This is a genomic window from Enterococcus sp. AZ120 (genome assembly GCF_050546165.1).
Lineage (GTDB): Bacteria > Bacillota > Bacilli > Lactobacillales > Enterococcaceae > Enterococcus > Enterococcus faecalis.
Window position 1 is genome coordinate 2,586,833 of record NZ_CP172950.1, and the last position, 14,582, is coordinate 2,601,414.

Here is a 14,582-nt window from a genome sequence, read left to right on the forward strand (position 1 = left end):
CTCCTTACGGCTTTTTAGGGTTTATTTATTGATGTTTTTCATCGCATCTTCAGCAGCCATTTGTGCTTCAATGTCTGAAATACTATAAACGTTTTCGCTAGCTACGCCAACTTCTTTTGGTTCCATGTTACGGTAACGAGCCATACCAGTACCAGCTGGGATGATTTTACCAATGATAACATTTTCTTTCAATCCAAGTAATGGATCTTTTTTGCCACGGATAGCAGCATCTGTTAACACGCGTGTTGTTTCTTGGAAGGATGCAGCAGATAAGAAGCTGTTTGTTTCCAATGACGCTTTGGTAATACCAAGTAAGACTGGACGACTAGTAGCAGGGACGCCACCAGCAACTAATGTGTCGTAGTTACGGTCTTTAAATTCTGCGATGTCCATTAATGTTCCTGGAAGGATTTCAGTGTCACCTGGATCCATTACGCGGATTTTACGTAACATTTGACGAACCATTACTTCGATATGTTTGTCGCCGATTTCTACCCCTTGCATACGGTAAACACGTTGTACTTCACGTAATAGGTAGTTTTCAACAGATAAAACATCACGAACTTGTAATAATTGTTTTGGATCAATTGAACCTTCTGTCAACGGTGCACCACGGTGGATGATGTCGCCTTCAGCAACTTTCATACGTGCAGTGTAAGGGACAGTATAGGTACGTGTATCTGTTTTTCCTTTGATGGTTACTTCTTTTTGACGTGTGGCAGGATCTTCAGAAATATCGATAACTTCACCGGTTACTTCTGTAATCACTGCTTGCCCTTTCGGATTACGTGCTTCAAAGATTTCTTGGATACGAGGTAAACCTTGAGTGATATCGTCACCGGCAACCCCGCCGGTATGGAACGTACGCATGGTTAACTGTGTACCAGGTTCCCCGATAGATTGAGCGGCGATTGTACCAACTGCTTCTCCGACTTCAACGTCAGAACCAGTTGCCAAGTTACGTCCGTAACAGTGCTTACATACACCATGTTTTGTGTTACATGTAAAGACAGAACGGATGGTTACTTTTTCAATACCAGCGTCCACGATTTCTCTGGCAAGATCTTCAGTGATTAATTGATCCGCACCAATGATGATTGCACCAGTTTCTGGATGAACAACTGATTTACGTGTATAACGACCTAATAGACGTTCGTCTAATGGTTCGATAATTTCGTTACCTTCACGAATTGCTTCGATTTCAAGACCACGGTCAGTGCCACAGTCGTCTTCACGAATGATTACGTCTTGGGCAACGTCAACTAAACGACGTGTTAAGTAACCTGAATCGGCTGTCTTCAAGGCCGTATCGGTCATCCCTTTACGAGCCCCGTGAGTTGAGATAAACATTTCTAAGACAGAAAGTCCTTCACGGAAGTTTGAGATGATTGGTAATTCCATGATTCGTCCATTCGGAGCGGCCATCAAACCACGCATACCAGCTAACTGTGTAAAGTTGGAGATGTTACCACGGGCTCCAGAGTCAGACATCATGAAGATTGGGTTACGAGCTTCCATACTTTCGATCAGTTTTTGTTGGATTTCGTCTTTGGCACCGTTCCAAACGCCGATTACACGTTCATAACGTTCGTCATCAGTAATTAAACCACGACGGAATTGTTTAGTAATTGTTTCAACTTGTTTGTGGGCAGCATCAATGATTGCTTGTTTTTCATGAAGAACCATGATATCGGCAATCCCTACCGTCATCCCAGCATACGTTGAGTGTTTGTAACCTAAGTCTTTCATGCGGTCAAGCATTTTAGAGGTTTCCGTAATGTGGAATCTCTTGAAGACTTCAGCAATGATATTTCCAAGATTTTTCTTCTTGAATGGTAAAACTAATTCTTGCTCTTTAATGTGTGCAGGAATGTCTGTACCAGCTTCTACGAAGTATTTATCTGGTGTTTGAACAGTTAAGTTATAGTCTGTTGGTTCGTTCAAGTAAGGGAACTCAACAGGCATGATTTCGTTAAAGATGATCTTACCAACTGTGGTGATTAAGATTCGTTCTTTTTGCCAATCAGTAAATGGTTTGTCACCTAAAAGTGTTGTTTGAACCCCAATCCGTGAGTGTAAATGCACGTAGCCATTTTGCCATGCTAAAACAGCTTCGTTCATGTCGCGGAAGATCATGCCTTCCCCTTCACGGCCTTCTTCTTCCATTGTTAGGTAGTAGTTACCTAAGACCATATCTTGAGATGGTGTAACAACTGGTTTACCATCTTTCGGGTTCAAGATATTTTGGGCAGCAAGCATTAACATACGAGCTTCTGCTTGTGCTTCTTCATTTAGAGGCACGTGAACCGCCATTTGGTCTCCATCGAAATCGGCATTGTAGGCTTCACAAACTAATGGGTGAAGACGGATCGCACGACCTTCAACAAGAACAGGTTCGAAAGCTTGGATCCCTAATCTATGCAACGTAGGTGCCCGGTTAAGTAAAACTGGGTGTTCTTGGATAACTTCTTCTAAGATATCCCAAACTTCATCTTCGCCACGTTCGATTTTACGTTTCGCATTTTTAATGTTTGTCGCAATTTCACGTTGTACTAATTCACGCATTACGAATGGTTTGAATAATTCAATCGCCATTTCTTTTGGTAAACCACATTGGTACATTTTTAAGAACGGACCAACGACGATTACGGAACGACCAGAATAGTCAACACGTTTACCTAGTAAGTTTTGACGGAAACGACCTTGTTTCCCTTTCAACATGTGAGAAAGAGATTTCAATGGACGGTTACCTGGTCCAGTAACTGGACGGCCACGACGACCATTATCGATTAAAGCATCGACCGCTTCTTGTAACATCCGTTTTTCGTTTTGAACAATGATGCTTGGTGCATTTAAGTCTAATAAACGTTTTAGACGGTTGTTACGGTTGATAACACGGCGGTATAAGTCGTTTAAATCACTTGTTGCAAAACGACCACCTTCCAATTGAACCATCGGACGTAAATCTGGTGGAATAACTGGGATAACATCCATTACCATCCAGCTTGGTTGGTTACCTGAAGCACGGAAGGCTTCTAAGATGTCTAAACGACGGATGGCACGTGTCCGTTTTTGACCAGAAGCTGTTTTTAATTCTTCTTTTAATTGCGCAACTTCGCCATCTAAATCGACGTTATCTAATAATTGTTTCACGGCTTCGGCACCCATAGCAGCTTTGAAGGCTTGGCCATATTGTTCACGTTTTTCACGATATTCGCGTTCCGTTAACAATTGTTTTTTCTCTAATGTTGTGTCACCTGGTTCGATGACAACGTATGAAGCAAAATAAATGACTTCTTCCAATGCACGAGGGCTCATGTCTAAAACAAGACCCATCCGAGATGGAATTCCTTTAAAGTACCAGATATGTGAAACTGGTGCGGCTAATTCAATATGTCCCATACGTTCACGACGTACTTTTGAACGAGTGACTTCAACGCCACAACGGTCACAGACAATACCTTTATAACGGATACGTTTATATTTACCACAAGCACATTCCCAGTCTTTGGTTGGACCAAAAATGCGTTCACAGAATAACCCTTCACGTTCGGGTTTTAATGTACGGTAGTTAATTGTTTCGGGTTTTTTAACTTCCCCATAAGACCAGCTTCTGATCTTTTCTGGTGAAGCAAGCCCTATTTGCATACTTTCGAATTTATTTACATCGATCAAAAGGAATTCCCTCCATTTCCTTATTTAGAGAAGCTGAGTCAGCAACTTGTTAGCAAATGGCAAGCATCACTTGAAAGAAGGTCTGACGACACTTGGAACAAGTAATGGCTTGCGCAGTTGCAACAAAGTCGCAGTTGAATCAACTCATCAGAGTGGTAGCGACAAATTAGTCTCTGTCTTCGGCTGTTTCAATTTCTTGAACAACGTCTTGTGCTTCTTCTTTCACGACTGATTCTGCTTCTTTTTCCAGCTGTTTCGCTGATTGTTGTTCCGCAAATTTGGTTAGTGCGTCAACGGTGATTAAATCATCATCGTCATCGTCCATATCGCGTAACTCAATCTCAGCTTCCTCAATGTCCAAGACACGCATGTCTAAACCAAGTGATTGTAATTCTTTCACTAATACTCGGAATGATTCAGGCACACCTGGTTTTGGAATTGGTTCACCTTTAACGATGGCTTCGTATGTTTTCACACGTCCGACAACGTCATCAGATTTGTAAGTTAAGATTTCTTGTAATGTGTAAGCAGCACCGTAAGCTTCCAGTGCCCAAACTTCCATTTCCCCGAAACGTTGTCCACCGAATTGAGCTTTACCACCCAACGGTTGTTGCGTAACAAGAGAGTAAGGTCCGATTGAACGAGCATGCAATTTGTCATCAACCATGTGGGCTAATTTAATCATATACATGACACCAACGGAAATACGGTTATCAAATGGTTCACCTGTACGTCCATCGTAAAGAACTGTTTTAGCATCGCTAGCCATACCAGCTTCACGAACAGTTTCCCAAACGTCTTCATCGGTTGCCCCATCGAAAACAGGTGTTGCGACGTGAATACCTAATTGGCGAGCAGCCATACCTAAGTGTAATTCAAGTACTTGTCCGATATTCATACGAGAAGGTACCCCTAATGGGTTCAACATGATATCAACAGGTGTTCCGTCAGGTAAGAATGGCATATCTTCTTCCGGCATAATACGGGAAACAACCCCTTTATTTCCGTGACGTCCCGCCATTTTATCTCCTTCGTGAATTTTACGTTTTTGAACGATATAGACACGAACTAACATGTTGACACCTGGTGATAATTCATCGCCAGCTTCACGAGTAAAGATTTTCACATCATGAACGATACCGCCGCCACCGTGAGGTACACGGAGAGACGTATCACGAACTTCGCGGGCTTTCTCCCCGAAGATTGCGTGTAATAAACGTTCTTCTGCAGATAATTCTGTGACCCCTTTAGGTGTGACTTTCCCAACTAGTAAGTCGCCATCTTGAACTTCAGCACCAATGCGGATAATCCCCATTTCGTCTAAGTCTTTCAATGCGTCTTCCCCAACGTTTGGAATTTCACGGGTAATTTCTTCAGGTCCTAATTTTGTATCACGTGCTTCTGATTCATATTCTTCAATATGCACAGAAGTGTAGACATCGTCTTTAACTAAACGACGGCTCATGATAATGGCATCCTCGTAGTTGTAACCTTCCCATGTCATGAAGGCAACTAAGACGTTTTGCCCTAAAGCCATTTCGCCTTCTTCCATAGAAGGTCCATCCGCTAAAGTATCGCCTTTTTCGACTTTTTCACCTAAGTGAACAATTGGGCGTTGGTTGTAGCTTGTTCCTGAGTTAGAACGACGGAATTTTGTAACCATATATTTGTCTAATGCGCCATTGTCGCGACGAACGCGAATTTCTTTGGCATCGACGAATTCTACGACACCGTCATGTTTACATAGTAAAGCAGCACCTGAGTCATGGGCTGATTTATATTCCATACCTGTACCTACCCACGGAGAGCGTGGTTGAATTAACGGCACCGCTTGACGCTGCATGTTGGCACCCATCAAGGCACGGTTGGAGTCATCGTTTTCTAAGAAAGGAATACATGCTGTTGCGACTGCGACTACTTGTTTTGGTGAAACGTCCATGTAGTCAACTTTGTCTACGGCAACTTCTAAGTTTTCACTTTGTAGACGCGCCATAACAACATCATTGGCAAATGTGCCATCTTCATTTAAAAGTGAGTTCGCTTGCGCTACGATATAATGGTCTTCGATGTCTGCTGTTAAGTAATCTACTTGATCAGTAACACGGCCTGTCGCACGATCAACACGGCGATAAGGCGTTTCGATGAAACCAAATTTATTCACTTTCGCATAACTAGATAAGCTATTGATCAACCCGATATTTGGTCCCTCAGGCGTTTCAATTGGACACATACGACCATAGTGAGAGTAGTGAACGTCACGAACTTCATAACCGGCACGGTCACGAGTCAAACCACCAGGCCCTAAGGCTGATAGACGACGTTTATGGGTTAACTCACCTAATGGGTTTGTTTGGTCCATGAACTGTGATAACTGTGAAGAACCAAAGAATTCTTTGATACTTGCTACCACTGGACGGATGTTGATTAATTGTTGTGGTGTCAATGTTTCTGTGTCTTGAATAGACATTCTTTCACGAACCACACGTTCCATACGGGCTAAACCAATACGGAATTGGTTTTGTAATAATTCGCCTACTGAACGGATACGACGATTACCTAAGTGGTCGATGTCATCGACATTGCCGATATCTTCCATTAAGTTGAAGAAGTAGCTCATTGAAGCAACGATATCTGCTGGACGAACTGTTTTTACGCTGTCGTCTGGATAGCCGTTACCAATCACATTTACGATACGTTCAGGATCTTTTGGTGAAAGAACTTGAATCACTTGGATCGTCATTGGTTCAGTTACTACCGCATCTTCACTTGGATAGTAAGTTACGCTGTTTAAGCCGTTGTCAATGTATTCGCCTAATGTTTCCATGATTTGGTGTGTTAAAACTGTGCCTTTTTCGACAATGATTTCACCAGTTTCTGGATCAACTAGCGTTTCAGCTAAGGTTAAGTTTAATAGACGTGTTTTTAAGTCTAATTTTTTGTTAACTTTGTAGCGACCAACGTTTGCCAAATCATAACGTTTTGGATCAAAGAAACGTGCAGTTAACAAGCTACGTGAGCTATCTGCTGTTTTTGGTTCGCCTGGGCGAAGACGTTCATAAATGTCTTTCAAGCCTTCTTCTGTACGAGAATCACTTGCGTTTTTGTGTAAATCTTTTTCAATTGTGTTGCGTAAGCTTTCGCTGTCGCCGAAAATTTCGAAGATGGTATCATCTGAACCGAAACCTAAAGCACGAACTAACACAGTTAAAGGAATTTTACGTGTGCGGTCAATCCGAACATAAGAAATGTCTTTCGCATCTGTTTCCATTTCTAACCATGCACCACGGTTAGGAATGACTGTTGAGCCAAAACCTTCTTTGCCGTTTTTGTCCACTTTTCCATGGAAGTAAACACCTGGAGAACGAACTAATTGGGAAACGATAACACGTTCTGCCCCGTTGATGATGAAGGTACCCATTTCTGTCATTAATGGGAAATCGCCGAAGAATACTTCTTGGGATTTAATTTCACCTGTTTCACGGTTAGTTAAACGTAATGTTACATGTAATGGCGCAGAATAGTTGGCATCATGTGCGCGGGCTTCTTCTACTGTGTACTTTGGTTCTTTTAATTCATAGTCAACAAATTCTAAGGATAAGTTTCCTTGGAAATCATCAATTGGTAAAATGTCTTCAAACATTTCACGAAGTCCCTCATCTAAAAACCATTGATAAGAGTCTGTTTGGATTTCAATTAAATTTGGTAATTCCAATACTTCACTGATACGTGCGAAACTTCTACGTTCGCGATGCTTTCCGTATTTTACTACGTGTCCAGCCAAGCTCTTCACCCCTCTAGTTATAAGTCTATCAAAACACCGATCCGAAAAATTACATTTACGTTACATATATTAAATATATGTAACAAAAAGCATTTTTTGCAGTTTTTAAGCAAAAAAAAACCAAAAATAGAACATGCTTCCGAAAAATTTTCTGGCGTTTCTACTTTTGTTTTCCTATAAAAAACCGGAACGGACAATATTTCGCTCCTGCTTCGTCACTTTCAGATAGTTTTTGCTCTATAGATTCTACTACCTTTGTCTAGAAAAGTCAAGGGTTTCTTTAAGGTTTTCTTTTTCATAAAAAGGAGTTTTTTTGTAAAGGGTTTTAATGAAAAAATGCGTAATAAATAATTACGCATTTTGTCAACAACTAGAAAATATATTCAATTATTTGGTCAATTTTCGCCATATCTTTTAATGGCAAATGCTCAATTTGACTTAATTTTCTTTCAGTGAAGTCCAAAGATTTCAGTTGTGAGATCACTACTTGTCCTTGGGTTTCTATGTCATCGGGCAACGTATATCGAGTGGGAATATTTTTAATGGTGGAAGTAATCGGGCAAATCACAGCAAACATGGTTTTCCGATTAAATTCATATCTTGACACGACTAAACCAGGGCGTCTCTTCTGAATTTCTTTACCTGCAGCAGGATCAAAATCAATCCATACAATATCTCCTTTTTTGGGAATGTACTTCTTTTCAACGTTCATTAAAAAAGTTCTCTCCCCTCAGGTGCAAGATCATGCCACTCATCTTTTTCATAATACTCACCTTCTGGGCCTTCACTAAATGGATCCTGAATTTTAGGGACTAATGTAATTGTACCGTCGTCAGAATACATCACAATATATTCTTGGTCGACTTTTGGTTTTTTACCATTATCAGTGGGTAAAGTTAAAACGACCGAGCTTCCTTGTCTTCTTGATTTAGTTGTTAGCATGAAATCACTCCCTTCGCTTCATTATACTATGCCTTTGCAATGATGGAAAGAATTTTAAATCACACTTAATGTGACTGAGTTTACTATATAATGCGTGTGGGACAAAGATCACTTTGGATTTTTGCTCCACGCTCAAAAACTGATAAACGGCGGGAACAGAAGCAACACTAGGCGTTGCTCCGATCTCAACAACTTCTAAGGTGTTTTCTCGACATGCGTCTCGTCACAGTACAGCCTTCAAAAGAGCTACAGCTCTAAGAGTTGCGATGTTTCACTGTGAAGCATGAACAGATAAAATCATCGTACCTACTTGGTTCTCGGAGTTAAACGCTTCTGGCCCGACCTCCTTTTCCCCTATCTTCCTCTTCACACAAAAAAACGAATGCAAAGATGCATTCGTTTTTGACTAACCGCCACCTAATAAAAAGTCTAGGACATTCATGCCGCCGCTTGTTTGGCTGCGGTAAAGTTCGGTGTAGCCGCATTGGGTACAGCTAATTGTAATAAATTTTTTATTTTGAACATCAAAAATTTTCGCAAAGTTCCCACCTGTTGCTTGAAATTGGTCCGACACATAGTGCATGTTGCCACATTTCTCACAAACATATTGTTGCTTTTCCATTCCCCTCACTCCTTCTCAATAAAACAAGTATAGCAAACGCCTGCTTCATTTTCCTCCATCCTAAGATGGATTTTTTCACTAGTTGACCAAGCCTTTTCCTTTCCGCTACAATAAGCATAACGAATCGGAGGAAAAAATATGTCGACAAAAAGCCAAGTCCTAACTTTATTGATGAAACAAACGCCCGCATTCCTTTCGGGCGAAGAGATGGCACAACGTCTGTCCTTATCTCGCACAGCTATTTGGAAAGCAATTAATGAATTGAAAAAAGATGGCTATCAAATTACTAGCGTGCAAAATAAGGGGTATCGCCTTGAAAAATCAGATGTCCTTTCTGCAGAAGGCATTCAGTTGGCATTATGGCCACAAACACCGCCTTTAACAATTACCGTCCTAGAAACATCTGAATCTACCATGACCGATGCTAAGCGGGCGATTTTAGACCAGACGCCCGACAATACATTGATTGTTGCTGACATGCAAGAAATGCCGCGGGGCAGGTTCGGCCGACCATTTTTCGCTACGCCAGGTAAAGGGATTTACATGAGCATGGTGCTTCAACCGAACCAAAATTTTGAAGAAATCGCCCAATATACTGTGATTATGGCCGTAGCGGTCGCTCGAGCAATGGATGCTCTGGCAGGCGTTCACACAGAAATTAAATGGGTCAACGACCTTTATTTAAATGGCAAAAAAGTTTGCGGGATTTTGTCGGAAGCCATGAGCAATGTGGAAACAGGGCAGATTTCCAATGTCATCATCGGCATGGGGATTAATTTTTCAATTACAGAAACCGAATTTCCTGAGGACATTCGGCAGAAAGTGACTTCTCTTTTCCCAGATGGTGAACCGACGGCGACGCGAAATGAATTAGTCGCCAACATTTGGAATCATTTTTATCAAATTTTAGACGAACGTTCAACGAAAGACTTTTTAGAAGAATACCGACAACGCTCCTTTGTGATTGGCAAAGACGTCGCTTTTACCCAAAACGGGCAAGACTTCCGCGGCGTTGCGACAACCATTAATGGAAATGGAGAATTGATTGTCCAGTTGCCTGATGGCACGGCCAAAACGTTGTCTTCTGGGGAAATTAGTTTGGACCAGATTGGTGAATGGCGTCGAGGATAAGTGGGGAAGTTTAGAAAAAAGCAAGTGGGACATCAGTCGTTTTGACTGATGTCCCACTTTCTACTTCTGAAGATAATCAGCTGAACAAAAGCAGCCCCTTCGGAAATAAGTCGAAATTGACTTTCTCACACAAGTGTTCGGCATATCTTAATCCTTCCAAGTGTTAAGAATCACGAAGAACGTAGTGATTCGATGATGAACAGAACCTACTTGGTTCTTGGCGCTAAGCACTTTTGTCTCAGCCGCATTATCTTGATACCTGATTATTGAACATTAACATCTATCGCTTGATAAAATGAATTAATCGTGTCATTGATATCCCAAACGGCATAAATAACATGGTATCCTTTCCTATCAGCGGGAATCTTTATTCTGTGTGTTTCTGTATCATTGACCATAAATCCTTGACCAGGAGGTAAATCTTGACCGATTGGTTGCCCTACTATGCCAATCAATTCCATTTCGTCCATCGTTAATGGTGCATTAGGATTCCATCCAGGTTTCGTCATATAGTATCTAAAACGATTGGTCTTATGTTTTGCCGTCATCACCCATTTAAAATTATTCTCTCCTGTTGTTATATTACTTTTTACCCAACGAGTGGCTGTTTGTTCATCTAGTTTGGAATAGCTTGCTAAGCCAGCTGAAGGCAACCTTCCATTTAATTGACCCGTGTCTAATAATTTAGTTGGCGCTTCAATTCCTTGGGGTGTCGTGATAATTTCTGGCTGTGAGCTGTCTTGACCAGGTCCCCATCCAAATCCGTTTGCTTCCGCATTTTTGACTCGACTGACTGGGCTATCAACATAGCCGTGTGCATAACTCTGCTGTGCATCTCCTAAAGCAAAAACACTGATCATCGTTGCGCCTACTGCAATTATGAATAACATCATTTTTTTCATGTATATCGCTCCCTTATAAGCAAAACCCTTCAAAAAACATGTAATCTTAATCAACTGAAACATAAAATCTCCACAACATCATTTTTACTTTTTCGATAGCGACCATCAACTTTGTGCACAATTATTGTCGACATATTTATTTTAAATGAACTAGCAATTCAATAGCAACTGTCCGCCTTTTTTACTGAGAAAAACTTATAGCACTCTTATAAAAAATGTTTGTTTTTTAATTTATCATTATTGAACACCAACTATTTATAGCGGTTAACCGAGAACAGCCTTGTACACTTTTTTTTTAGAATGCTCAAGTACTGTTTTTTTAACTGCTTCACTTCCCCACACCTTTAAATTTATTTAAAAAACAATAAATTTTCTTAAACTTCATTGTGAGAACCGCTGCATAAATTCTATACTTCTAGCGTTAGATAAAATAACCTTGTTAGGTGAGGCTCCTATCCAAACATAGGCTATTGCGCAGAAATGTCGAAAGACACCAATGTGTAAAACAGGAATGGTCGAATTAAGGCTCTTCTAAAAATAGCTAAGAGAAATCTTTACGTTGGATAGTGCTAAAGCTCAGACGATGAGAACCGATTGGCTTGCTGTGTCCTGTTTAGTCGCAAGCGCTTATTTACGATCGATGCTGGCTTAGTCTACTCTTTCAAGGGAAAAAGAAAGGGATTCTCATGCAAACATCGAATAAAAAATTTCCACTTTATGCCCTAACAACGCTTGGTTTTACTTTCCTCACTTTGTTAGTGGCGGCTAGTCCAAATTGGTTTCAACAAATGGACGAAGCTATTTATCACATCAAATGGCAATTAAATGCCCCACTTTTAACAGCGGTCAATCTGTTAGCAAAAACAGCCACAATTGGACCAATGCTGCTATTCTTCTTATTATTGATGGTATACCTTTTACGCAAAAAAGAAAAAATCCTAGCCTTTTGGGCTGTCAGTAACCTATTAGCTGTCGGCTTTTTAGGGAGCGTTTTTAAACATGTGGTGGGTCGGGCTCGACCAAACCTAGGCGCTTTAGCTGACCGGAGCTCTGCTAGCTTTCCCAGCGGACATTCATTATTAGCAATGGCGCTAGTCTGTACGATTTTGATCATTTTGGCCTATCTTCATGTCGAAAAAACCAAAGGCATCAAAATTTTCTTACTCACTTATTTAGTTTTGATTGTGTTAGGTCGCTTAATCTTACGCGTTCATTATCCTAGTGATGTCATCGCTGGGATGCTCCTAAGTTATAGCTGGATCAACTTTTCATTTCAAATTGTTCAACGTTATTTGCCGGCACCTGAACCAGAGGAAGCAGAAGTACCGACACAACGCCGGCGCCGCCATTCTCGTAAAAGAAAAAGTTTATTCGTGGTCTTCAGTTTAACTCTTTTATTTTTAGGCACACTTTCTGTTTCGGCTTACGGCGTCAGCATGTATCGTAATTTGCAAAAAACGGCGAACACCATGTATAAACCAAGAAAATCTTCCACGAAGAGTCCCGATTTAGCCAAAGGTGAGCCGGTTAGTTTCTTAATTATGGGAATTGCGAATGACTCAAAACGCAAAACCGATTACCGCTCCAACGCCTTGATGGTGGTTACAGTGAATAATCAATTACAAAAAACTACCATCACTAGCATCCCGCGTGACTACTATGTGGAAATGGCTGGCACCAATGGCGAATACAATAAAATCAATGCGGCCCACGTTTTCGGTGGTGCCGATATGCAAATTAAAACGGTTGAAAATGTCTTACACATCCCAATCAATCATTACTTTTCAATTGATATGGATGCTATGAAGGACCTTGGCGATGCGGTGGGCGGCGTCACTGTTGACAATGCCTTTGCTTTTGACGCTGAAGGGATTCATTATCCGAAAGGCAAACAGCATTTAGGGGGCTGGGAAGCTTTACAATATGCGCGCATGCGTTACGAAGACCCCGAAGGCGACTATGGTCGTCAACGCCGCCAACGAGAAGTTTTAATCGAATTAACCAACAAGCTACTTTCTTTTAACAGCTTGCTAAAATATCAAGAAATTCTGGACGTAATCGGCGAGCATGGCGAAACCGACTTGTCCTTTGACCAAATGATGGCGATGCTAAAAAAATACACCCCCGCACTAAAAACGATTGAAACCGATCAATTAAAAGGCTACGATTACACTGGCGATGGCGTGACAGGGATTGAAGGTATTTCTTATCAACTTGTTGAAGAGAGTGAACGCCAACGTGTCGAAAATGCTATTAAAGAACAAATGAACCTCTCTACGAAAGACACTGAACAATCGCAATAACGACTAAAAAGCAGCGCCCCTTAATGAAAGGGGCGCTGCTTACTTTGGCTAGTTAGACGGTCATTTCAAAAATATTAATTTTTGTCACCGTTAGTAACGGCTCTACATCAGAGAGGTATGTTAGCGCATAGCTCTCTTTTCATTACCGTTATAGCACAATTACCTAAAAAAATATATTGGAAACTAATTATTTTTTTGTTTCACATGGTATAATCTAAGTGTAGAGAAGTTATGGCGGTGGCTATCCAATCTGAAAGAGAGGTGATGCGTATGCACGTATTTCCGAAATTTAGAGAAAGGAGAGGCCTTTTGTCAGCATATGAAACAATTCAGACAATTCTTGGGTTTGGTATGTTTACCATTGCTTTGATTGCGCTGATTGTGAAATTGCTTAAAAATGACAAGAAAAAATAACCGTCTACTTTGACTGAGTACGGTTATTTTTTGTAACTAAAAAGGTCACCGTCTTAAACGGCTCTACACTAGAGAGGTATGTTAGAGCATACCTCTCTTTTCGTCTCTATTGTAGCATATTTCTCTGAAAAATACGAATAAAAATATCGTTTACTGTACAACATATGAAACAATTCAGACGATCCTAGGGTTTGGTATGTTTACCATTGCTTTGATTGCGCTGATTGTGAAATTGCTTAAAAATGACAAGAAAAAATAACCGTCTACTTTGACCAGTACGGTTATTTTTAAATAATCAAAAAGGTCACCGTCTTAAACGGCTCTACATCAGAGAGGTATGTTGGCGCATATCTCTCTTTTCATTGCTGTTATAGCACAATTACCTAAAAAAACATGTTGGAAACTAATTATTTTTTAGCCCTACATGGTATAATAAAATTGTAGAGAAGTTATAGCGGCGGCTATCCAATCTGAAAGGTGGTGCTTATGAATGTAAGTACTAAAATCTATGAAAGGAGAGGCCTTTTGTCTATCGCAGAAGCTTTAGCTCTGATGATTAGTTTCGGTTCTTTTATCGCAACGTTAATCTTCGGAATCCTAGAGGCTGTTAAAGAAGACAATAAAAAATAACCGTCAACTTTAGCGAGCACGGTTATTTTTTATAAATCACTAAAAATCGCTACCGTCTGAAACGGCTCTACACTAGAGAGGTATGTTGTCGCATACCTCTCTTTTCATTACCATTATAGCACAACGACCCTCAAAAGACCATCAATAAAAATGCCCGAGCCTTAGAAAAATAAGAGGCTCGG

11 protein-coding genes and 1 riboswitch are annotated in these 14,582 nt (G+C 40.7%); of the genes, 5 read left to right on the forward strand and 6 right to left on the reverse strand.

Annotated elements, in window-relative coordinates:
* Positions 1-21: 21 nt before the first annotated feature.
* The 5 genes from rpoC to IGJ46_RS12375 form a co-directional block, all read right to left on the reverse strand.
* A complete protein-coding gene (rpoC, locus tag IGJ46_RS12355) occupies positions 22-3,675 on the reverse strand; it encodes a DNA-directed RNA polymerase subunit beta' (RefSeq protein ID WP_002354777.1) in 3,654 nt (1,217 codons plus the stop codon).
* 166 nt (positions 3,676-3,841) lie between these two features.
* Positions 3,842-7,456: a DNA-directed RNA polymerase subunit beta gene (gene rpoB, locus IGJ46_RS12360; RefSeq protein WP_002389470.1), complete on the reverse strand. Its 3,615-nt coding sequence runs from the start codon at positions 7,454-7,456 to the stop codon at positions 3,842-3,844.
* A 370-nt stretch (positions 7,457-7,826) separates the two neighbouring features.
* The gene (locus IGJ46_RS12365; RefSeq protein WP_002354774.1) at positions 7,827-8,168 is read right to left on the reverse strand and encodes a type II toxin-antitoxin system PemK/MazF family toxin; all 342 of its coding nucleotides are present in this window, start codon (positions 8,166-8,168) and stop codon (positions 7,827-7,829) included.
* Complete coding sequence (mazE, locus tag IGJ46_RS12370) at positions 8,168-8,398, reverse strand: type II toxin-antitoxin system PemI/MazE family antitoxin (protein WP_002354773.1); 231 nt, start codon at positions 8,396-8,398, stop codon at positions 8,168-8,170. Before mazE ends, IGJ46_RS12365 begins: the two co-directional genes overlap by 1 nt.
* A gap of 406 nt (positions 8,399-8,804) precedes the next feature.
* Positions 8,805-9,020, reverse strand: coding sequence for a zinc ribbon domain-containing protein (locus tag IGJ46_RS12375; RefSeq protein WP_002354768.1), 216 nt, complete (start codon positions 9,018-9,020; stop codon positions 8,805-8,807).
* Positions 9,021-9,158: 138 nt separating this feature from the next.
* Between IGJ46_RS12375 and IGJ46_RS12380 the strand changes: the two genes are divergently transcribed.
* On the forward strand, positions 9,159-10,151 hold the full coding sequence (locus tag IGJ46_RS12380; RefSeq protein WP_002358973.1) for a biotin--[acetyl-CoA-carboxylase] ligase: 993 nt from the start codon (positions 9,159-9,161) through the stop codon (positions 10,149-10,151).
* 263 nt (positions 10,152-10,414) lie between these two features.
* Here IGJ46_RS12380 and IGJ46_RS12385 read toward each other — a convergent pair whose 3' ends face one another.
* Entirely contained in the window at positions 10,415-11,053 is a 639-nt protein-coding gene (locus tag IGJ46_RS12385) for a lytic polysaccharide monooxygenase (protein ID WP_002378863.1), read from the reverse strand.
* Positions 11,054-11,481: 428 nt separating this feature from the next.
* Positions 11,482-11,648, forward strand: a riboswitch (M-box (ykoK) riboswitch).
* Between the two features lie 91 nt (positions 11,649-11,739).
* On the opposite strand from IGJ46_RS12385, the gene IGJ46_RS12390 reads away from it, so the two are divergent.
* The 4 genes from IGJ46_RS12390 to IGJ46_RS12405 all read left to right on the forward strand — a co-directional run bounded on the left by IGJ46_RS12390 (position 11,740) and on the right by IGJ46_RS12405 (position 14,400).
* On the forward strand, positions 11,740-13,356 hold the full coding sequence (locus IGJ46_RS12390; protein ID WP_002372620.1) for a phosphatase PAP2/LCP family protein: 1,617 nt from the start codon (positions 11,740-11,742) through the stop codon (positions 13,354-13,356).
* A 270-nt stretch (positions 13,357-13,626) separates the two neighbouring features.
* A complete protein-coding gene (gene pepG1 / locus IGJ46_RS12395; protein WP_002389461.1) occupies positions 13,627-13,770 on the forward strand; it encodes a type I toxin-antitoxin system toxin PepG1 in 144 nt (47 codons plus the stop codon).
* A 124-nt stretch (positions 13,771-13,894) separates the two neighbouring features.
* Entirely contained in the window at positions 13,895-14,029 is a 135-nt protein-coding gene (locus IGJ46_RS12400; protein WP_153829595.1) for a putative holin-like toxin, read from the forward strand.
* Positions 14,030-14,256: 227 nt separating this feature from the next.
* A complete protein-coding gene (locus tag IGJ46_RS12405) occupies positions 14,257-14,400 on the forward strand; it encodes a putative holin-like toxin (RefSeq protein WP_002396786.1) in 144 nt (47 codons plus the stop codon).
* Positions 14,401-14,582: the final 182 nt, after the last annotated feature.

Coding starts and splice junctions, on each gene's coding strand:
- IGJ46_RS12365 (WP_002354774.1), bottom strand. CDS start 8,168: ATGAACGTTGAAAAGAAGTACATTCCCAAAAAAGGAGATATTGTATGG.
- mazE (WP_002354773.1), bottom strand. CDS start 8,398: ATGCTAACAACTAAATCAAGAAGACAAGGAAGCTCGGTCGTTTTAACT.
- IGJ46_RS12375 (WP_002354768.1), bottom strand. CDS start 9,020: ATGGAAAAGCAACAATATGTTTGTGAGAAATGTGGCAACATGCACTAT.
- IGJ46_RS12380 (WP_002358973.1), top strand. CDS start 9,159: ATGTCGACAAAAAGCCAAGTCCTAACTTTATTGATGAAACAAACGCCC.
- IGJ46_RS12385 (WP_002378863.1), bottom strand. CDS start 11,053: ATGAAAAAAATGATGTTATTCATAATTGCAGTAGGCGCAACGATGATC.
- IGJ46_RS12390 (WP_002372620.1), top strand. CDS start 11,740: ATGCAAACATCGAATAAAAAATTTCCACTTTATGCCCTAACAACGCTT.
- pepG1 (WP_002389461.1), top strand. CDS start 13,627: ATGCACGTATTTCCGAAATTTAGAGAAAGGAGAGGCCTTTTGTCAGCA.
- IGJ46_RS12405 (WP_002396786.1), top strand. CDS start 14,257: ATGAATGTAAGTACTAAAATCTATGAAAGGAGAGGCCTTTTGTCTATC.